Origin of the sequence: Limibacter armeniacum (genome assembly GCF_036880985.1) — a bacterium.
GTDB lineage: Bacteria > Bacteroidota > Bacteroidia > Cytophagales > Flammeovirgaceae > Limibacter > Limibacter armeniacum.
Window position 1 is genome coordinate 1,867,166 of the sequence record NZ_JBAJNO010000009.1, and the last position, 22,134, is coordinate 1,889,299.

The window sequence follows — 22,134 nt, forward strand, 5'->3', positions numbered from 1 at the left end:
GTACTTCCCCTCCTCAATTGCCTTTATTACTAGTCAGTTCTTCCTGCAACAAATCTCTTTCAAATTCTAGTTCCTCAAGCTGCTTCAGTTGATTTTCAAGCTTTTCCTTCAGTTGGTTCATCTGTACTTCCTGAGTGGTGAGTGTGTACTCCTGCTGCTCAAGGTGCAGCTCCAGTTCTTGTTTCACAGAAGATGCTTCACTACAAGCCTGCTTAAGTTCCTCAATTTGTTTTTCCTTCTCCTGACTTTTTTCAAGCAACGCCTCTATCTCCTCATTCAAAGCTGTAACAATCGCTACTTTCTCCTGCAACTTCGCATTAACCTCCCAAAATGTTTGTTTCAGGTCACTTAGCTGTTCAGTACGGGTATCCAACATTCTCTGAAGCTCATCATTATGCGCTTGCATCTGTTGCAGCTGCTCCATTGCCTCTGCCAACTGTGTTTCCATTAGCTGACGCTGCCTTATGTTATTTTCATTATGAACACGGGTTTCAGTCAATTCTTGCAGCAATGTGCGAATATTGGTTTCCAGTACAGAAATGTTAGTCGAAAGTTTGCTCATAATCACAGTCTGAAAAACGAACAAACAAGCAGCAGGAATCCCTGCTGCTTGCCATAGTGAAATTTATTTACGGATGATCGCTCCCAAGTCATTTTCAAAAGCTGTAATCAGCCTTTGCATGGTTTTGTCGATCACCTTATCAGTCAAGGTTTTTTGCTCATCCAGCAACGTAAAGCTTACTGAATAAGACTTTTTGCCTTCACCCAAGTTTTCTCCTTTATACACATCAAATACATTGACATGCTTAAGCAGCTTACGTTCAGCCTTCAATGCCAATCCTTTAACAGAGGCAAAAGTGACATTCTCGTCCAAAACAAGTGAAAGGTCTCTTCTTACTTCTGGGAATTTAGGAATTTCCTTGAAAGTAACATCCTGCTTATAGCGTTTTACTAACAAATCCCAATCAAACTCCGCAAAGAAAACAGTCTGCTTCACCCCTGCTTTCTTCTGAAGTTTAGGATTTACCATTCCTACGTTAGCCAACACCTTGTCTCCTGACTTGTATGACAATCCATAAGCAAACAGGTCTGACTCAACTGAATCTTGCTCAAACTTATTAATATTCAGGAATTGGAATACACGATCCACCAATGAAACAAGGTCATGGAATTGAGACTTGCCTGTCTTTCTTCTCCAGCTTTCGTCATTTTGATCACCTGTAACAAAAATTGACAGCCTGTTATCTTCTTCGTACTTGTCTTCTACCTTGCGGTAAACCTTGCCGTACTCAAACATTTTCAGGTTACGCTGCTGTCTATTGATATTATGTGCTATAGACTCCAATCCTGTAAACAGCAATGATTGACGCATTACATCCAAATCTGCACTTAGTACATTCAAGATTTGAACGTTTTCTTCGTCACGGATGCTATTGACCAGTTTCACATATTCACTTGACGTCAGTGAGTTTGTCATGATCTCATTGGCACCAGTAGCCGCCAACATTGACTTCAGCTTACTCAACAGCAGGTCGCTATCCTTTTTAGGGAAGTGAGCCAAGTAATCAGCAGACAAGTCCTCTGCCAGTTCTACGTTATTGAAACCGTAGATACGTAGAATCTCCTCAATTACATCTGCCTCTCTTGTAACGTCTACTCTGTATGGAGGAACTGCTACTGTGAAGCTTTCTTCTGAGTCTGACAAGAATTCCATTTCAAGACCTTCAAGAATCTCACGAACTTTTGCAGGCTCAATATGCTTTCCGATCAAACGGTCAACATGCTTATATTTTACGCTAACCTCAAACGGTTGAGCAGGGTTTGGGTAAATGTCAACAATCTCAGAAGTCACTTCTCCACCAGCCAACTCTGTGATTAGTTTAGCAGCTACCTTCAATGCCCTTACAGGCATGTTAGGGTCTGTACCACGCTCAAAGCGGAATGATGAATCCGTTTTGATGGAATGGTGCTGTGAAGTACTTCTGATCACATCCGCAGCAAAGTAGGCACTTTCCAAGAAGATGCTAGTTGTTTGGTCTGAAACCCCCGAAGCAATACCACCGAATACTCCTGCAATACACATTGGCTCTTCAGTATTACAGATCATCAGGTCTTGAGCAGTCAAAGTACGCTCTGCTTCATCCAGTGTCACAAATTTCTGTCCTGCGTTTGCACGCTTCACAATAATCTTGTCACCAGTCACCTTATCTGCATCAAAGGCATGAAGTGGTTGTCCCAAACCATGAAGAATGTAGTTGGTTGCATCCACTACATTGTTAATTGGAGCTAAACCAATAGCTTCCAAACGGTTTTTCAACCAAGTTGGAGACTCTGCTACTTTCAAACCAGAAATCGTCAGACCTGTATATCTTGGACAAGCCTCGGCGTCCTGAACTTCAACAGTAATTGTACGAGACAGGTTAGCTACTTTCAGATCATCCGTTTCTGGGAATTTGATATCCCTATCCAATAACACCTTCAAATCACGCGCTACGCCATAATGAGACGCGCCATCAATACGGTTTGGTGTTAGACCTATTTCAAAGACCTGATCAGATTTGATCTGAAAATATTCTGCAGCAGGTGTACCGTTTGGCAAATCGGTATCCAATACCATAATGCCATCATGCGAAGCACCCAAACCGATTTCATCTTCGGCACAGATCATTCCCAATGATACTTCTCCCCTGATTTTTCCTTTCTTGATTTTGAATGGCTCACCCTCTCCTGGATAAAGCATAGCCCCTACAGTTGCTACTACTACTTTCTGTCCAGCTGCTACATTCGGTGCACCACAAACAATCTGCACAGGCTCCTCAGCACCTGTATCCACCTTAGTAAGGCTCAGTTTGTCTGCATCAGGGTGTTTACCGCATTCAAGGACTTCACCAATGACCAGCCCTTGGAGTCCTCCCTTAATCGATTCAAACTCCTCAATACCTTCTACTTCAAGGCCCGACATAGTCAGTTGGTGAGAAATCTCTTCGGCAGACTCGTTGATGTTAATAAACTCTTTCAGCCAATCAAGTGATATTTTCATTTTTCCCTTTTCTCTTTTATTCAGATGTGCTCCAATTACACATCAAATTATAAAAATAGCGCAATTGCGCCCTGATTTTTTCTAAAAGGCAAAAATAAGACAAAAATGTCAAAGGTTTGACAACAAAAATGGTGGCTAAACGATATCTGTACATTTATTCCTGTACAGCGTCGTTCAACCACCATTTTTAGACTATTCCAAGCTCCATTAACGTCCACTCACAATCTTGATCTTTAATTTATTATGAGTGATACTTATCCAGTTCTTCTTTCAGTCGTTTGATTTCTTTTTCCTGCTCATTGATCGTCGATCTATACTTCTCTTCTCTCTGACGAGCGGTCTTCAATGCGATCTTCATGACCATCTCCTGATTTTCCATTTTTCTGACAAGCAACTCAAGCTCTTCTTGTTTTTTCAACATAAGAGCCTTGCCTTCCTTCTCCTCTTCCATATGCTTCTGATGCAGCACCTCCTGTTCTTCCAGCTTCCTGTTTTGTTTCTTGAGAAGTGTTTCGGTCTGTTTGGATGACTCATATGCCTTTTTCAGTACCTCTTCATTTCTACGCAATTTTTCATTTGCACTCTCAACCTCTTTTTGCTTATTAAGCATAGCCTCTTGTGTTAGCCTCAACTCTTCCACGTGCTTACGCATCATCTCTTCCTGAAGGGACATCTTTTTTGTTTGCCGTTGTGTTTCCTCCAACAGCATATTGGTTTGCTCAGCCTTTTTCACAAAGGCCAATGTACTACCAAAATTCTCACACATCTTCATGATAAACTCTTTTTCAAAAGCCTCAAATTCTTTGAAAGATGCTAATTCCAACACACCATATACCTGATCATTAACTGTAATCGGAACCACAAAAATGCAACTTGGTGTAGCCTTGCCTAAGCCTGAGGTGATAAACACATAGTTTTGAGGAACCTCTGTCATGTAAAGTGGCGACTTTTCCACAAACACCTGCCCTACAATTCCCTCTTGCGGATAGACCTTTTTCTCTCGGTACTTTTTTCGCTCATATGCATAACAAGACTGTAGTTCCAAGTGTATATCATCCTCACCTTCTCCATACACAACAAACAGCCCCCCTTGATTAACCTTCAAATAACGGACAATATAATACAGAGCTTTATCACAAAGGTCTTTTACATTCGACTGATTATTACGCGTGATAGCATCAAACCCTGATATCCCTTCAATAGTCCACTGTCTTCTCTCTTCGGCCAACATTATGTATTGAACCTTCTCTTTCATGGAGTTTAGGACTGTTGCAATTGGCGTTGAGGAACCTCCTTTGAATGGAACTTCAAATTCATTTTGAGCTATATTATGGACAAACTCTTCTACCGCCGACAACTGTTTCTCCTGCTGTGATATTTCTAAGCGAAGTCGATCAAGCTCTCCGCTACTTATGATTCTGAATGGTACACCGTTACTCATGATTGGGTTATTATGGGCTTCAGCACTTTCAATGAGTGCTGTCAGGAAAGTATTATTTTGAAATGGGATGATACTTGAAGGTATTTTCAGATAAGTTCAGACAAATTGAGGTATTTTTTGAATGCCTTTACGCTTTTAGACGTAAATTGAATTTTATTATCCAAATAATTCAAAACTGTTTTCAATTAAGCATGAATGTTTCAGTAGATGAATATTAGGAAAATAAGGCTTTAGTTACTCACAAACAGTGTTTTCACTCAAATTTATATACATATTGTGACTAACCTTACCATAAGATTATATGGCAAAGGGTTCATTTGTTATGGTCAGAAATACATATCTTTGCCTTCAAAAGAATATTTGCTACAATAAACTAAAAAACTAACGCAAAGGGTACAATAAACTACAGTAGAAATATGACAGAAATACAACAAAAACAAAATAACAAAACCAACCTTTTGCTTGCCCTGATAGTGATACTGGTTTTACTCAATGGCTTGCAGTGGTACCTGAACCACCGTTCGAGCCAAAAAAACCAAGAGCTGCTTGAGAACAAGGAATTGGAATTGGTTACGACCTACGCAAAACTTGACTCTATATCAACGCAGTTGGATCAGAAAATCCTTGAACTTCAACAACTGAATGAGAATGTTGATTCACTGTTGGCTATCAAAGCAGAATTGGAGAAGGAAAAACAGGAGTTGAAAACATCTAAAAATATAGCTCAAAACCGCTACTTGGAAATCAAAGACAAGGTAGAGGTATACGAGACTTTACTTAAAAATAAAGATGCTGAAATTGCCCGATTAAACGATGTGAATGCCACTCTATTGGATCAGACAATTTCACTGAAAAAGGAAAAGAATACTCTCAAAGATGAGGTCAGTAACCTGAAGCAGGAAAAGCAAGTCATGAGCAAAAAGATCAATGTGGCTTCAGCTTTAAAAGCTATCAACCTCAAGTTTGAACAGGTTAGCAGGAGTGGTCGAGTGAAAGAAGACACTGAGTTCAAAGAACGCCGTCTGGATCAGTTGCGCATCAGATTCAATATCGACTCGAACCCACTTACACCAATTGGTGCCAAGTCAATCATGCTAAGACTGATTGAGCCGGAAGGAGCTACGCTTTACAATGTTTCAGCAGGCTCTGGTACGTTTGAGTATAACGAAGAAGAGATTTTCTATACTGCCAAGCAGGAAATCTTGTTTGACAACTCTACTCAGGAGGTAATCTTCAACTACACAAAAGAAGGAGACCTCAAAAAAGGAAAATACACTGCCGAACTATACAGTGGTGGACATAAAATGGGAGAAGGAAGCTTTATACTGAAATAGCATCACATAAAGCTGGCTGAAATAAAGCCCCACACTTCCTCCTATGAAGTGTGGGGCTTTTCTTATGCCTTTATTTATCTCGACATGGATACTACTGTCACATAAATAATGATGGTCAAAATCATTATGAAGTACATCAGTAGGTCTATCCTGATATAGGGTTTGTATTTCAAGTAAATCTCTTTCAGTTTTTTCATGATTTTCAGATCCTCATCTACCTAAACATTTCAGGTAGCAAGTTAAAGAAAAACCAAACAGTTTGTACATTGACAAGCTGTGCATCAGATAGAAATATATGTCTTTAAGAAAGTATGTAGCACATTACAGGGATAACCTCAAGCTGGCAATACCAGTTGTAATTTCCCAAGCAGGGCAAACCCTGACAAACGTTGCCGATAACGTAATGATCGGTCATTACAATACACTATCCTTGTCGGCAGCAGCATTTGTCAATAGTGTTTTTGTCATTTTCTTGGTATTGGGCATAGGCTTCTCCATTGGTTTGACACCATTGGTAGGTCAGGCATTCGGTCAGCAAAAGTACGAAGACACAGGACACTTGCTAAAACACAGCTTACTCCTCAATGTGGTGCTTTCGCTTATTGTTTTGATTATCCTTAACAACAGTACCCCATTACTGTATCACTTAGGACAAGAAGCCGAAGTGGTAACAACAGGGATCACCTACTTCAAGGTTTTGAACTGGTCAATGTTACCGATAATGGTCTTCTTTACTTTCAAGCAGTTTGCAGAGGGAGTATCATCCACCAAACCTGCTATGGTAATGACCCTTATCAGTAATGGGTTGAATGTATTCTTGAACTACCTGCTGATTTATGGAAACTGGGGATTTCCTGAACTTGGGCTTGATGGAGCTGGCTATGCCACGCTTACTGCCCGAATCGCAATGGCGTTGGGAATGGCATATTACACAATGTCATCCAAGAGGTTCAGAGCATTCCTGAATACATTTTTCGACCTTTCATACGTTTGGTCAACATTCAAAAGTATCCTGAAAATCAGTTTCCCTATTAGTATGCAATTTGTAATGGAGGTTGCAGCATTTGCTATCGGGGCAATTATGGTTGGCAAGATTGGAAAGACGGAAATTGCGGCACACCAAATTGCCATAGGCATGGCTTCTGTCACTTTCATGATTGCTAGTGGAGTAGCAAGTGCAGTGACCATCCGTACGAGTAACCAATTAGGTGCTGGTAAGATTGGAGAAGCTAGGTTACTGACATGGTCTGCACTTCATATTATCATTCTATTTATGTGTATGACTTCGGTTGTATTCATGTTAGGAAACCGACTTATTCCATCGCTCCATACACCTGATGAGGCTGTTATTAGAATTGCAGCTCCTATGATGATTGTTGCTGCTTTTTTCCAATTAGTAGATGGAATTCAAGTGGTAACTTTTGGTGCGCTTAGAGGAATCTCAGATGTAAAAATACCAACCATTATAGCCTTCTTTGCTTATTGGGTCATTGCCCTGCCTGCAGGTTATATAATGGCATTTTACTTGGGCTTTAATGAACTGGGTATCTGGTATGGTTTCTTACTTGGCTTATCAACGGCTGCCATATTGCTAACCATCAGGTTCCACTTTGCTACAAGGGGCAAACAAAAAAATCTGATTGCAAGCTAAAAATCAGTCATCAGGTCATAGCACAGTACTTATATTTGCTATGACCTGTTTTCTATTAAAGTACAGCCATTTCTTCTTCTTGCATAAAATTGAGACTGTTGGTTTCACCAAATCGCTTTACAGACTCATCATCATATGCTTTAGCAGCTTCCTCTGCAGTATCAAACATACCCAAATAGATACGCTCACCTTTATCATACAATACTGCTCTAAACTTGTTCCCATCTCTAGACACTCCTCTGTAACCAGAAGAGTTCTTTTGCTGTCTCCTCAGCTCTGCCATCGTATTCCATTCAAAGTTATCTAGGCGGCAATCCAGCTTTTTCCCATTCTTCATACGGACAAAAAGCTTCTTTTCTGTATCAGGTTTGTCAAGGAATTCAGATGCCAACATCTTGTGCATGTAAATGGTATGGATTCTTCCAAAGCGGGTAAACTGAAGTACCGCATAGCCTGCGGAGTGAAGCCTCCACCCTTTGTCCATACCCTTCTTTTTTAAAAACTTAAACCCGTCTCGACAAAGCTTAACTTTTTTATCAGAGTTAATTAGTTCAATCAGCATAGTTAATACAGCTTTTGGATAATTGTTTAGGTATCGGAGAATTTCAGGGTTTCATCGTTACTAGGGGTAATAGTCCCTATACCAGACATCTCTTTTTGAGGTGTATTCAATGTTCATTCAACCGGAAAAAAACAGGGTTAATAATAAGTGTCAAAACGACTAGTAGAAGTATAATTAAAGCTATATTCGATCTTTGTAAAAGTCAAAAGAACCCTTTTTATGCCATGTAAGTTTTTATTGACAAATACATGACAACACACTGGTTACTACACCAATTAGGAGCATTTCAGATGAGAAAATCAGCCAAATATGAGTTTTTCAAGTTTAAAATATTGTAATTCCAATAATATTCATTGGTGAATACTGAATAAGGGAAAAAAGTGAGTGGCACGTCAGAAAAATGGCAAAAAGAGAGGGTTATCAACCATTTTGAGTAGGGTAAACATAAAAAAAGCAGGCTTTTGAGCCTGCTTCAAATATTTCTAACGTCTTTTCCTTACGGAATCGGAATAGTCTTGCTGTCTTTTGGTGTGGACAATACCATCATAGACTGAAGGTCATCAATCTCCTCAATTTCACTCAGTTTGTCCAGCAGAATTTTCTGGTATTCTTCAATATCAGTTGTAATTACTTTCAACAGATAGTGGCTATTACCTGTAACATGGTGACATTCGATCACTTCAGGAATAAGCTCAATCTTACCTAAAAATAGTGCATTATTTTCCTTATTATGCTTAGCCAGCTTTACATTGACAAATGTAGTCACGCCTAAGCCCAGAGCTTTTGTATTCAGCTTAGCATGGTAGCTCATAATAATGCCCGAGTTTTCGAGCTTTTTCACTCTTTCAAGTGTTGGGGCTGGTGAAAGTTCGATATCCTTTGAGAGCTGGGCGTTTGTAATTTTAGCCTGCTTTTGCAGAATATCCAGAATCTTCCTGTCGGTCTGATCCAATTTAATAGCCATGTTGTTTTAGTCTGAATTAATAATGACACTCAAAACCTACATGATACATAAAGCATTCATTTTACGGTTTTGGTTATCAGTACATTACCCTTTTTAGAATTATTTAATTTTGAGTCACAAATCTAAGAAAATTCTTTGGTAAATAATTGTTATTTCCAACAGAAATTCTGTTTAACCTATTAAGTGTACTCAATATTTCCTAAAAAAGATTATCAAAAAGCACCGGAGCTTACATGCATTCAACTGTATTATACCTTCTTAGCAATAAAAGTGTCTAGCTCTTTGAGTGAAATCTTGCCTTCGTAATAAGCCTTTCCGAAGATGACACCGTAAACACCAATATCTGCCAACTTCTTGATATCATCTACTGAACCAACACCACCACTGGCCATCAACTTGATTTTTGGATAATTGGTAAGGATGTCTTCATATAGATCAATGGCTGGACCTTCCAGTTTACCATCTTTATCAGTATCAGCACATTTTACAAATTGTACACTTCTCTGGTAGTGGTAATCGATATGGTCTAACAGCTTTACATTCTCTACTTTTTGCCAACCATTGTGAACAACATTCCCCTTGTATGAGTCAGCACTCAAACACAGTTTATTACGTCCATAAGAAATCAGCCATGAAGCAAACAGTTCTTTATTGGTCAGAGCCAAGCTACCAATTGTCACTTTTTCAGCACCAAACTCAAATGCCTTATTCATGTCGCCATCTGTGTTGATTCCCCCACCAAAATTAATTTTCAGATCTGTATGTCCTGTCAATAGACTCAATGTATCATAGTTCACCACTTCACCTTTCTTAGAGCCTTCCAGATCAATAAGGTGTAGTTCTTCAATACCATGGTCTTCAAACCTTTTGGCTACGTCCAATGGGCTTTCATCGTAAACAGTTGCTTTCGAAAAGTCACGGTCAAGAATGCGCACGCACTTGCCATTCATCACCGAAATGGATGGAATAATCTTTATCATACTAGAATTTTATTAGGGTTCAAGATTAATTGAAGAGAAAAAAACGCAAACGTATTTGGTTCAAAATTTACCTCATTACGGCAATTATTATAACTAAAACTGGCGTCCATCCAGTTAGGAGTTATTCGTGTATTTATAGTGTGGTTTTGGTCTCCATAGTTTTGCCAATGCTCACCAAATAGAACTGATATATGCGAATTTCAATACAAAAAAAACAAGGTAAATAAGACCTGATTCTATCTATAATTCAATGTACAACTTGAAATCTACATCAAGTAACATATTACATGAATATACAGTCAGATGTACAAATATATAATACAATAAGGTTTTTTCTATAAAAAGAAAAATATTATTTCAAAAAATCATTCAAAACATTTTTTACATACACTTTATTTGACTAAAAAAGATACTTCATTCATTCTCACCTATTTAGTCAGAGATATAAAAAAAGTACAGTCTGGTAAAACTGTACTCCTTGTTTCATTCCTGTCTCTAGTAAGTATTCATTCTATATTTTCTGAATCACTCAACAAGCTGCAGAAGTTCTGAGTACCATAAATCCTCGGTATCCGGTCTGGGTTACTGAAAAGCATCAGGCAAGTTCCGCATCCCAGATAATTGGCTTCCTTATCTAGAATATTTTTCCGATGACCTGATGAGTTCATCCACTGACGAACCATTTGCCTTGCAAAAAACTGGTAAGTCATTACCTTAAGAGGTTCTCCCTTGTATTCAAAGCTAAAATATCCCCCATTAACCGATGGAGGGTAAAAACTCTTGTTCTCTACAGGGTAGACCATATTATAGGCAATATTCTCACTACACACGGAAAACTTAATACCTTCTTTTTTAAACCTATCCACCATACTGTGCTTACCTTGGACAGTACTCCTATGGCTGAAGAAGTTTTGTTCCACCATATCCTGAGAATGTCCTTGTGCTACATGCTCTAAAGCAGACAAGTGTTTCAAGGTTGGAATTCCTTGCCTCTTTCGCTGAAGGTTGGTTTCATAAAACAAGGCTGCATTCAGCAGCGGGTAATCGATATTATCTAAGTCTATAACAGCTAAAAACGGTTTGTACTTAGCGTAATTGGCACATGTATATTTAGTATAAAAACTTTCACTCCAATTACTTTGCGCTTTAACCGCAGTTACTGTCAGCATAAGCAATACAAAAAATAGGCAGCGTCGAATCATTTCCATATTTGCTTTTTTTGATTCAATTCTTTTGTCTGTGCTTATATAATTTAAGGCTTTTTCACTTAAAAACGTCCAAATAATAGGCTATAACATCAGAATTTCAAGGTAAACTCCGTTCCTTCCCCCGGATGTGAAGCTACTGTAATAGCTCCTTTGTGCTGTCTCATAATTTGCCTTGACAAACTCAAGCCTATTCCTGAACCTTGTTTTTTGGTCGTAAAGAAAGGGATGAAGATACGGTCCAATGCTTCTGGCTCAATACCCGGTCCATTATCTTTTACCTTAATAACTGGACGGTTTCCTTTACCCAAGCCTCCTGTAAGTACCACTTCCTTTTCGGCTCCATCATTTGATCCATTTTCCTGTAATGCCTGCACCGCATTTTTCACAAGATTGATAAGTACCTGCTCAATCTGCTCCATGTCTGCCGTGACCACAATGTTCTGTGGCTCCATTTCTACCTTTAGGGTAATGTCATTGCTTTCACATTCGCTCCCCATCAACAGTTGTATATGACCAAATATATCAGCTACCTGTACATGCTCCAATTGTGGAACAGGAACCTGTGTCAGGTTTCGGAACTCATTGACAAAACGTATCATCCCATCACTCCGGCGCTTGATAGTGGATACAGCCAAATTCATATCCTCCAACTCATCGTCCTCAATCATTTCTCCATTGGCTTTTTTCTCCTTGAAATAATTGATTTCATCCTCCAATGTATTGGCCAATGAGGAAACTGGAGTTACTGAGTTCATGATCTCATGTGTCAATACCCTGATCAGGTTCTGCCATGCTTCCATCTCCTGTTCTTCCAGCTCGTGGTGAATGTTTTGAACCGTTACCAGTTTGTAAACATCCCCCCTTAGATACAGCTCAATTGCATACACCGCCAATTGAATGGTGTCGTCCTTGTCTCGAATCCTAACCAATGCCTTCGAGCCTGTACGTAATTCCTTAAGTTGCTTATACAAATCAGGACTGAATGCTCTCAGGTCTTCAATATTACGAAGTCTGTTAAGCTTGAACAGGCGCTTTGCCACCGTATTGATAATCTGTACCCGACCATCATTATCAAAAGACAGAATGCCAATTCCTATATGATGGATAATGTTTTTGAGGTACTGATAGTCTGCTTCCTTTTCCGCTCTCACTTCCTTAAAACGGGAAAGCACTTTATTAAACTCCTCATTAAGTTCATCAAAGCTTCCTCCCCTGCCTTTAAGGTTATAAGTCTGTGAAAAATCATCATACCGGATAGAACTCAGGAAGTCAACCATCTCCCTGTTGGTATTTTCCATTAGGTTAATCAATGCATATGCCTGATAAACCACCAATACCACAAAGAATATAATGGTTGCCATATAAGCTGTCTTGATCAAAATCAGGAGAGCAAAAATGGTGATGCAGAGTCCTAATACCCTAAGTGTAACGTTCAGTTTAAAATTCTTAAAGCCCATGCTTCTCTAATCTTCTGTAAAGCGACGCCCTCGTCAGACCCAGTGATTTTGCCGCCTTTGATATATTTCCGGCGTGTTTGCTGATCGCTTTCTGTATCATCATTTTTTCAACTGTCTCAAGATCATACTCTGAGAAATCTACTTCCTGATCATCGTTTTTCTCAATCAGGAACATAAAGTCTACAGGCTCCAATGTATCTCCTTCTGACATGATTATGGCTCTCTCAATTGCATGCTGCAACTCTCTCACGTTACCTGGCCAATGATATTTTTCAAGCTTCTTGAGCGCAGCTGAAGAAATTCGCTTTGTTTCCTTTCGATACTTCTTACTGAATATCTGTAAAAAGTATAATGCCAATGAAGGTATATCACTTGCTCGCTCTCTCAATGGAGGCAAGTGGATTTCCACTGTATTGATACGATATACCAAATCCTGACGGAATTCGTTTTTCTCTACCATTTCATACAATGGCATGTTAGTCGCACAAATCAAGCGAATATCAATAGGTGTTGCCTTGTTTGCCCCAACCCTGGTTACTTCTCTTTTTTGCAAGACTGTCAACAACTTGGACTGTAATGCCATTGAGAGGTTTCCAATCTCATCCAAGAATAAGGTTCCTGAGTTGGCTACCTCAAATCGTCCTGCTCTATCTTCTTTCGCATCTGTAAATGCACCCTTCTTATGTCCAAACAGTTCACTCTCAAATAGCGACTCTGTAATGGAGCCCATATCTACGCCAATAAACACCTTCTCTTTTCTAAGTGAGGCATTGTGAATAGCGCGGGCAATCACTTCTTTACCTGTACCATTCTCTCCCAAAATCAAGACATTGGCATCCGTCTGTGCTACTTTGTGTACCAAATTGAAGACAGACTTCATAGCATCACTTTCGCCAATGATCTGGGCGGTATCTGACCCTTTACTCAATGCTGTTGCCAGATTCGTATTTTCCTCCTTCAGGGTTTGCACCTGATCATAGGATTTCCTCAATTTCACCGCAGCAGTCAGTGTAGCGATCAGCTTCTCATTCTGCCAAGGTTTCAGTACAAAGTCTGTTGCACCAGCTTTCAATGACTTTACGGCTGTCTCTACGTCCCCGTATGCCGTAATCATGATCACAACTGCATTTGGGTCTATTTCCAGAATCTGCTCCAACCAATGATATCCTTCCTTACCTGTGGCAGTGTCCTTCGTAAAGTTCATGTCCAACAGGATGACATCGTACTTATCATTATTCAACAGGAAAGGTATCTTTCCTGGGTTTTGTTCAACCTGAACGAGATCCGCATGCTTTTTAAGTAGCATCTTGGCAGCCAACAATACGTCCTCGTTATCATCAATAATCAAAACTTTTCCTAACGGCTTGCCCATTGGTTTATTTGCTTGTATTGGTTTAAAACTTTTGGTTCAGCAGCTTACTGTTCTGTTTCCTTACAGGAGCTACCTCATTAATTTGACACTTTTGATTGGTGAGTCTATACTCAAAAAAATCCAATGAAAATTATAAAATACAATATACTAGTATCTTGTTATACTTCAAATACGACCAAGATTTTGCATATTTAATCCCTTCTACGTTGAAGTATTGGAATGGGATGATATTTGATATAATTATATAAGTGTAGGACCTTCAGATCTAATAATAGAAACCAATGAAATTACCGAAAATAAGTGTCTGCATTATTATGGCAGTAAGTACCTGCCTTTATTTTGCATCATGTAACACGACCAACAATAACCAAAAGCAAGTAACCAAAGAAGCTGAGTCAAAAGCTGTAGTCGAAGAAGAAGTCTGGACTGAAAAGGATGCTGCTGATTGGGGGTTTGAGAAAGAAACCGAGTTGCCTTTTGAGCAGAAAGTTCCTGCCACATTGGATAGCCTTAACAGCTATAAACAGAAAGCATTTCAATCGGAAGAGAATAAGTTGTCTTTGGCTTTAGAGCTATTAAAAGATTTACAGGTCTCAGGTGCAAAAGTACCTGTTGAGGCTGCCAAAAACCTCGAAAAAGCTTACGCCGATGTTAAAGCCAATATGTATACAGAAGAGTCTTTAGGGTCTGAACAGGTTATGATCCAATACGATTCGGCTACTGATAAACTATTGACAGCTGTACAGTCCCTCAGGAAAGAGACTTCTGATTTTGATCGGTACATGAGAGCCCAAACACTGTATGATCACTTTATGGAAACCCGAAATCAAGACCTTTTCTTAAGAAAAGAATATAATGACTACGCCAGAAAGCTGAACCATATCATTTTGAAGCAGGCAGACCAACTCAAGCAGCTTGACAGCAAATATGCATCTCTTAAGCCTGTTCCTGTTTTTTACGGTGATACAATCACGCAATAAACAAACAACCAAAAAAGGTACTCAAACATGACTATCAAAAGCTGTCTGAGTACCTTTTCCAATTATTACCTGCACATGTTCAAGCCGATCTACTCTTATTGCTAATCCAGTACTTATCTTTTGAAAATACCAGCCATTCTCTTGAACATTTTCTTTTCTTTCTCCCAAAAGAAGTTGAACTGCCCTAAGATTGTTCCGTAAAAAAGCAGAAGGGTTTGGTAAGCAGGAAAAATAAATAGGATATAGGTCACCACCTTGATCCACATTTCTGTTTGTTCTGTAATGCCAATAGCAGAGAAAAACATTTTGCGTACTACCACTACTGATGAACCTGCAAAGGTAAATGCCAACAGGATAGCCAACACTTGCCATCCACTATTGACACCCCATTTTTCCTTCATTTTCGCTAACCTACTCATGTTTAGTCTATTAAATCGTCCTTCAAAAGGTTGCAAATATACAAAAGCCACTGATTTAATAAAAAATCAGTGGCCTTTGTATTACTAAAAGAAATCTTATGAGCATTTTGATTTGAAATGGAGAGTTCCTATTCGAGCCCTTTATCGCAATATGATCCATATTCTTCTCCCCCCTTCAACGTTGAAATATCTAAATTACACAAACCCCGACATCCAGAGCTAATACTGTTTGGTTCCTTTGGAAACGGTGTTTGCTGCAAGAGAAATAATCCCAAAGGGATTCAATAATAGTAGCCGTAGGCAAAAGCCTGCGGTATAAGTAAATCCATTTATCCAACTCCAAAGGAGTTGAACCTATAAATCCTTGAAGCGTTTAAAACTTCCAATTTCAAGGTTACATCTACTTATTTAGCCTCTTCGGGGCAGGTGTGTATGGCACACAAAAAAGCCATCCGAACTGGATCGGATGGCTTTATAATACTTTCAAGGGTAATATTGTTCAAATAGTCTCTTCTGATGCTATTTGTTCCGCTTTTATCAAGCCATGTATTTCCCTGAAAGCTACACTCCTATCGGAGTGTTCCGCAAATTGAGTAGTTGGTTCAGGACAGTTTTTCTGCCTGAATATTTTCATTTTCAAATATATAATCCAACATTCCAAAGGCTGCCTCACGTCCATCTAGTGCAGCGGTCACTACCAAGTCTGCACCACGTACGTTATCACCGCCTGCAAAAACGCCCTCAACGCTTGTCATACCTGTCTCATCTACTTCAACAGCTCCCCAAGCATTGGTTTTAATACCGTTATCAGTTAACCATTTGAACTTTTCATTGTCAAAGCCCAAAGCCAAGATCACGATATCAGCAGAGATCACTCGTTCAGTATCTTCCACTTCTGATACAGAACAACGGCCACTTGCATCAGGCTTACCTAACTCCATATCCACAAAACGGACCCCTATCACATTACCTCTCTCATCACCTATCAATTTCTTAGGAGATTTCAGGTAAAGGAACTCCACTCCTTCTTCTTTGGCTGCCAAGACTTCTTTACGGCTACCTGGCATACTTTCCTCATCACGTCTGTAAACACACGTTACGGATGCAGCCTTCTCTCTGATGGAGGTACGTACACAGTCCATAGCAGTATCCCCCCCCCAATTACCAGTACACTTTTCCCTTTGACATCGTATTTACGATCATAAAGGCTTTCTTCTATTTTCTTCTGTACATTGGTCAGGAACGGTACCGCCATAAACAAGTTATTGCTACTGTAACCCTCATGGTCCAAGACTTTACCTTGCATAGCACCTGTGCCAATAAAGACAGCATCGTGCTGCTCTTTCAGCTCATCAAAAGTGATGTCTTTACCCACTTCCGTATTCAAGTGCAATTCCATTCCGGCATCGAGCAACAACTGCACCCTACGCTCAACGGCTTCCTTCTCCAGCTTAAAGCCTGGGATACCATATGTCAATAAGCCACCTGCCTTATCCGCTCTTTCATAGATCACAGGTTTTACCCCTGCTCTCAACAAGAATGTAGCACAAGACAGTCCTGCTGGTCCTGATCCAATGATTGCGACTTTCTTTTCTGTTAGCTTCTCCGCAAACTCTGGCTTCAGTCCTTGGTCAAAGCCTCTTTCAGAAATTGCTACCTCAATCGAACCAATGGTAATAGCACCTATCAAGTGATCTTCATTTCCATCATTCAGGGTACAAGCGCCTTCACAAAGACGGTCGTGTGGGCAGATTCTCCCCAAAATTTCGGGAAAAGGAGATGTTTCATTAGAAATTCTGAATGCCTGCTCCAAGTCTTTCTCCGCAATGAACTTAAGCCATTGCGGAATAAAGTTACTTAACGGACAGCCTGTTGCTGAACAGTAAGGGTTACCACACTGAACGCATCGGCTTGCCTGCGACTTAGCTTCTTCCTGCGAGTAAACTTCACTGATTTCGTGGAAGTTTTTGATACGCTCATTGGAAGGTCGCATCGAAGGCGATATTCTTTCTATTTTAGTGAATTCGTACATTTCTTAGGTCAATTCAAGTGTTCCACAAAATGGTGCTTAGTTACCCTCCATTGGGTTCAGCGGTGCCTTCATGTCTTTGGAAGTCACCATATAGAAGTAGCGAACCTCTCTTCGGAAGTTTTCCAAGATAAACTTCGCTCTCTTGCTACCCGTACGGAAGTGATAACTTCTCAGGATACGCTGCAGGTAGTAACGTGCTTCATCTTCTTCATCCGTATCGATACGTTGAGCCGATATCAGCTCTTGGTTCATCTTGTCTATGAACGTCATATCCTTATCGTACACGAATGCAACACCACCTGTCATACCAGCGCCAAAGTTGTTACCTGTTTCTCCCAAGACAACCACTGTACCTCCTGTCATATATTCACAAGGGTGGTCTCCTGTACCTTCAACTACTGCCAAAGCACCAGAGTTTCGAACGGCAAAACGTTCTCCCACTTTTCCTGCAACGAAAAGTTTACCTCCCGTCGCTCCATAAAGACATGTATTACCAGCCAGGTTTCTCTGCTGACTGACACCGTCTTTTGGTGTGATAATAATATGACCACCATTCATACCTTTACCAACATAATCATTGGCAGTTCCGTGCAGATGCAGCAACAATCCTTGCATCAGGTATGCACCAAATGATTGTCCTGCCACCCCTTTCAGGTTGATTGTGATCAGTTCTTTAGGCAACCCTGCCTTACCGTAAAACTCTGCTACCTGACCACTGATCATCGCCCCAAAGCTTCGGTTAGTATTTCTGATCTCCTTGTGCAACACTGTACGGAAATGCGGACCTCTGATTACTGGCATCAGTTCTTCCAGTATTTGCTTTTCGAACTTGTTATCATCCCAAGGAACGTTGGAAGCATGTGTCTGAAGGTTTCCTCCATTTACGTGATATAACACGTCTGAGAAGTCAAATTTCTTGGCAAACTCATCATTGACCACTGACAACAGTTCTGATCTACCAATCACTTCATTCAGGGATGTATAACCCATTTTTGCCAACAACTCTCTTACCTCTTCCGCAATAGAAGTCAAGTAATTGACAATACCTTTGACTGTTCCTGTATAGTACGCTCTCAGCATTTCATCTTGAGTGGCTATACCTACACTACATTTGTTCAGGTGACAAACACGCAGGATTTTACATCCAATCGTACTCAGCAATGCTGTCCCGAATGCATAGCTCTCTGCTCCGAGAATTGCAGCCTTTATAATGTCCAAACCAGTTTTCAGGCCACCGTCTGTCTGTACTTCTACAAACTCACGAAGTCCATTTGCCTTCAAGGCATTGTGGGCTTCTGACAACCCAAGTTCCCAAGGGTTACCCGCAAACTTGATGGAACCCAATTGTGCAGCACCTGTACCGCCATCAGCACCTGAGATAATAATCTTATCCGCATATGCTTTGGCTACACCTACTGCGATGGTTCCCACTCCTGCTGAAGACACCAGTTTCACACTGACTCTTGCTTTTGGGTTTACCTGCTTAAGGTCAAAAATCAGCTGAGCCAAATCCTCAATCGAATAGATATCGTGGTGAGGGGGAGGTGAAATCAGGGTTACACCAGGAATCGTACATCTCAAGGATGCAATCAGTGGTGTTACCTTCGATCCTGGCAACTGTCCACCTTCACCCGGCTTAGCACCTTGCGCCACCTTGATTTGAATCTCTTCTGCATTTCTCAGGTAATGTGGTGTAACACCAAACCTACCCGATGCCACTTGCTTGATCTTCGAGTTCTTGATGGTTCCAAAACGGACTGGATCTTCCCCTCCCTCTCCGGAGTTAGAATAACCACCTATGATATTCATGGCTTCTGCGATCGCCTCATGTGCTTCAGGGGAAATTGACCCCAGACTCATGGCAGCAGAAGTAAACCTTTTTGTAATTTCTGATGCAGGCTCAACCTTGCTGATATCGATCGGTTCTCTACCTGAGTTCAACTCAAAGAAGTCCCGAATCATTCGTAGCCCCCTCTGGTTTACCTTATCTCTCAGCTCCTGATAATCTTCTCCCCTGCCTGTTCTCGCATATTTACGGAGTGCATTCGCTACTTCAGGAGAAAAGTCATGGTATTCGCCTTTTGCTGCGTACTTATAGAAACCACCCACTTCAAGCGGGTACATTTTCTTAACACGCTGTATCTTGAATGCTTTCTTGTGAAACTTATCGATTCTGAACTCAATGTCATCATATTTCAATCCTGAAAGCAATGCCACTGAGCCAGTAAAGCACTCTTCCACAATTTCATTGTTCAGACCAATTGTATCAAACAGTGCTGAGTTCTGGTAACTCTCTACTGTACAGATACCCATCTTTGACATGATTTTCAACAAACCTGCATTAATGGCTTTCTGTCCTTTGGTCAGGGCTTTCTTGTAAGCAGCTTTGTTTTTAGCTCCCTGCCTATCCATGGTATCTACAATCGTAGCGAAGAATAGGTAAGGATAAACTGCTGTAGCACCAAATGCCAACATGACAGCCGCAGAGTGAGAGTCATATACTTCTCCTGATACTGCTACAATGGACACCTTGCTTCTCAGTGAGTGCTTAGCCAAGACCTGATTGATATATCCAACAGCCATTGCCATTGGAATCAGCTTACGTGATGCAGAAAGCGTTCTATCATCCAATATCAATACATGAGCACCTTCATTGATTGCTCTTATAGCTGACTCTCCCAGTTTATGCAATGAAGCCTTTAGGTCTGCTTCATAATGCGTATAAAGCGTCTTGCACTTATATGCTGGATCATAAAGCTGTTTCCCTTCTGTGCCAAAGCTTTTCAGCACCTCTACCTTTTCGTATGAAAGGATTGGGTTCATGGACTTCAACCTATGTGCGTTGGTAGATCCATCTCGCAATACGTTGTTCCTTGCGCCAAAGCTGATACTGGTACTCATCACCACTTTTTCACGAAGTGGGTCAATTGGGGGGTTTGTTACCTGTGCAAATTTCTGACGGAAGAAGTCTGTAAAGTTACGTTGCACTTTACTGAAACATGCCAAAGGAGTGTCATCTCCCATAGAGCCTGTTTCCTCTTTACCATTCTCCACCATTGGTGAAATAACCTGCTCTACCAGTTCATTTGTATAGTTGTGGTAGCGCTGTTTTTCAACTAGGTTATCATCCCTGTAATCAGACAGGTCAAAATAGTTTTTATCAATATGCTCCATCAGGAAAGCGCTATTTTCATTTAGCCACTTACCCCAAGGTGCTTTGTTTTTCAGATACTCATTTATGTCGCCATTCTTCAGGATTGTTCCATAGCGGAGGTCAATCCCAATCATCTGACCACTCTTCAGTTTTCCTTGCTCCTTGATATTCTGCTCATCAAGGTCAATTACCCCATATTCACTGCTGATCACAATTCTGTCATCATTTGTGATGATATACTTGGCAGGACGCAGACCGTTTCTGTCCAAGATACAAGCAAGGTAACGTCCATCGGTCAGGTTCAATGCTGCAGGACCATCCCAAGCCTCAAAGTTGCAGGAAGCATACTCGTAGAAGGTACGCAACCCTGAATCCATATGAGGTGCGTTTTGCCAAGGTGCGGGCACTACGCTTCTTGCTGCCTGAAAGAAATCCATTCCGTTTGCTAGCAAGTACTCAAAGTAGTTGTCCAGCGTACCGCTGTCACTCGTACCTTTACTCAGGATCGGGTAAATTCTTTTCTGCTCTTCCTTGTCATAAACTTCACTTTCAAATACCTCCTCACGGATTTTCACATTGAAGCGGTTGGCTTGAATAGAGTTTATCTCACCATTGTGTGCCAATGTGCGGAAAGGCTGTGCCAGTTTCCAACGAGGCAACGTGTTGGTGGAAAAGCGTTGATGGAATAGCGCAAAGCTTACCTCAAAGTCATCCTCCTGCAGGTCAGGGTATAAATCTTTGATGAAAGTGGGCATTACAAGCCCTTTATAGGAGACCACATCTTCAGAGAAAGAAGGGATATAGAAATCTTCTTCACTCTCAAAGTGGTGTTCAATTTCTTTACGGGTAAGATATAGCAATGCTTGGAAGCGCTTGGTCGACATCAATGCACCTGGCACTACAAATGCCTGTACAATCTCAGGCATCACTTCTAGAGCCTGTTTTCCCAATGCTTCTTTGTTGGTAGGTACATTTCGGAAGAAAAGCACCTGAAGGTCATTCTGACGGCAATAGTCCGTAAACACTTCCCTTTGCGAAGGTTCTGTCAAGAACAGCATCGCCACTGCATAACGCTCCGGCAAATCAAAGCCATTCATTTCAGCAACCCTGCGCATAAAACGGTCGGGCATGGAGAAAAGGAATCCACTTCCGTCTCCACTTTTTCCGTCTGCTGCCACAGCACCCCTATGCATCATTCGTGACAGAGCCTCGATTGCATCGAGCGTCATCTGCCTCGAAGGAACATTCTTGTAGTTGGCAAGCATGCCAAAGCCACAATTGTCCTTAAAAGCGGTAATTCTATCTTTCATAAGGCTCAAGTGTTAGTCTTTTTGGTGAGTCGTAAAAATCGATGAGAAAGAGCTGGGTTTTGTAAAGCTTTCGGTGCTTTTCAGCATGGAGTCCATGTAATGTTTTGGTTACCCCTTCCCACAATTTCACTTGTGATGAAATAAAACTAAGACATTTCCTGTTTCGGTATTATTTCCAAATATAATCTTAATTTTTAAAAAATAAATAAAATTTTAAACTTAAATATGAA

General features: G+C 40.6%; 15 protein-coding genes and 1 pseudogene. 3 read left to right on the plus strand and 13 right to left on the minus strand.

Features of this window, described 5'->3' with window-relative positions; translation table 11 throughout:
* Positions 1-13: 13 nt before the first annotated feature.
* From V6R21_RS25630 to V6R21_RS25640, 3 genes are all read right to left on the minus strand, one after another.
* On the minus strand, positions 14-562 hold the full coding sequence (locus V6R21_RS25630; protein ID WP_334246377.1) for a hypothetical protein: 549 nt from the start codon (positions 560-562) through the stop codon (positions 14-16).
* Positions 563-625: 63 nt separating this feature from the next.
* A complete protein-coding gene (pheT, locus tag V6R21_RS25635) occupies positions 626-3,040 on the minus strand; it encodes a phenylalanine--tRNA ligase subunit beta (protein WP_334246378.1) in 2,415 nt (804 codons plus the stop codon).
* A gap of 241 nt (positions 3,041-3,281) precedes the next feature.
* Positions 3,282-4,481 (minus strand): GAF domain-containing protein, encoded by a 1,200-nt coding sequence (locus tag V6R21_RS25640; RefSeq protein WP_334246379.1) that lies wholly within the window; start codon positions 4,479-4,481, stop codon positions 3,282-3,284.
* Between the two features lie 416 nt (positions 4,482-4,897).
* Here V6R21_RS25640 and V6R21_RS25645 point away from each other — a divergent pair, with 416 nt between their 5' ends.
* Positions 4,898-5,815, plus strand: a complete 918-nt coding sequence (locus tag V6R21_RS25645) for a chromosome segregation protein SMC (RefSeq protein WP_334246380.1) — start codon at positions 4,898-4,900, stop codon at positions 5,813-5,815.
* A gap of 74 nt (positions 5,816-5,889) precedes the next feature.
* Here the strand turns inward: V6R21_RS25645 and V6R21_RS25650 are convergent, their stop codons facing one another.
* Positions 5,890-6,012 (minus strand): hypothetical protein, encoded by a 123-nt coding sequence (locus tag V6R21_RS25650; RefSeq protein ID WP_334246381.1) that lies wholly within the window; start codon positions 6,010-6,012, stop codon positions 5,890-5,892.
* 98 nt (positions 6,013-6,110) lie between these two features.
* Between V6R21_RS25650 and V6R21_RS25655 the strand changes: the two genes are divergently transcribed.
* Entirely contained in the window at positions 6,111-7,466 is a 1,356-nt protein-coding gene (locus V6R21_RS25655; protein WP_334246382.1) for an MATE family efflux transporter, read from the plus strand.
* Positions 7,467-7,521: 55 nt separating this feature from the next.
* Here the strand turns inward: V6R21_RS25655 and V6R21_RS25660 are convergent, their stop codons facing one another.
* From V6R21_RS25660 to V6R21_RS25685, 6 genes are all read right to left on the minus strand, one after another.
* Positions 7,522-7,950: an AP2/ERF family transcription factor gene (locus V6R21_RS25660; protein ID WP_334246383.1), complete on the minus strand. Its 429-nt coding sequence runs from the start codon at positions 7,948-7,950 to the stop codon at positions 7,522-7,524.
* Positions 7,951-8,524: 574 nt separating this feature from the next.
* Positions 8,525-8,992: an Lrp/AsnC family transcriptional regulator gene (locus tag V6R21_RS25665; protein ID WP_334246384.1), complete on the minus strand. Its 468-nt coding sequence runs from the start codon at positions 8,990-8,992 to the stop codon at positions 8,525-8,527.
* A 248-nt stretch (positions 8,993-9,240) separates the two neighbouring features.
* A complete protein-coding gene (locus V6R21_RS25670) occupies positions 9,241-9,972 on the minus strand; it encodes a 1-(5-phosphoribosyl)-5-[(5-phosphoribosylamino)methylideneamino]imidazole-4-carboxamide isomerase (protein WP_334246385.1) in 732 nt (243 codons plus the stop codon).
* A gap of 506 nt (positions 9,973-10,478) precedes the next feature.
* Entirely contained in the window at positions 10,479-11,180 is a 702-nt protein-coding gene (locus tag V6R21_RS25675; RefSeq protein WP_334246386.1) for a CAP domain-containing protein, read from the minus strand.
* Positions 11,181-11,269: 89 nt separating this feature from the next.
* Positions 11,270-12,637, minus strand: a complete 1,368-nt coding sequence (locus V6R21_RS25680; RefSeq protein ID WP_334246387.1) for a sensor histidine kinase — start codon at positions 12,635-12,637, stop codon at positions 11,270-11,272.
* Complete coding sequence (locus V6R21_RS25685; RefSeq protein ID WP_334246388.1) at positions 12,627-14,009, minus strand: sigma-54-dependent transcriptional regulator; 1,383 nt, start codon at positions 14,007-14,009, stop codon at positions 12,627-12,629. Before V6R21_RS25685 ends, V6R21_RS25680 begins: the two co-directional genes overlap by 11 nt.
* 281 nt (positions 14,010-14,290) lie before the next feature.
* Here V6R21_RS25685 and V6R21_RS25690 point away from each other — a divergent pair, with 281 nt between their 5' ends.
* The gene (locus tag V6R21_RS25690; RefSeq protein ID WP_334246389.1) at positions 14,291-14,989 is read left to right on the plus strand and encodes a hypothetical protein; all 699 of its coding nucleotides are present in this window, start codon (positions 14,291-14,293) and stop codon (positions 14,987-14,989) included.
* Positions 14,990-15,102: 113 nt separating this feature from the next.
* Here V6R21_RS25690 and V6R21_RS25695 read toward each other — a convergent pair whose 3' ends face one another.
* The 3 genes and pseudogenes from V6R21_RS25695 to gltB all read right to left on the minus strand — a co-directional run bounded on the left by V6R21_RS25695 (position 15,103) and on the right by gltB (position 21,904).
* Complete coding sequence (locus V6R21_RS25695; protein ID WP_334246390.1) at positions 15,103-15,408, minus strand: DUF6787 family protein; 306 nt, start codon at positions 15,406-15,408, stop codon at positions 15,103-15,105.
* A 602-nt stretch (positions 15,409-16,010) separates the two neighbouring features.
* A pseudogene (locus V6R21_RS25705) lies at positions 16,011-17,440 on the minus strand (glutamate synthase subunit beta).
* A 36-nt stretch (positions 17,441-17,476) separates the two neighbouring features.
* Complete coding sequence (gltB, locus tag V6R21_RS25710; protein WP_334246393.1) at positions 17,477-21,904, minus strand: glutamate synthase large subunit; 4,428 nt, start codon at positions 21,902-21,904, stop codon at positions 17,477-17,479.
* Positions 21,905-22,134 lie beyond the last annotated feature (230 nt).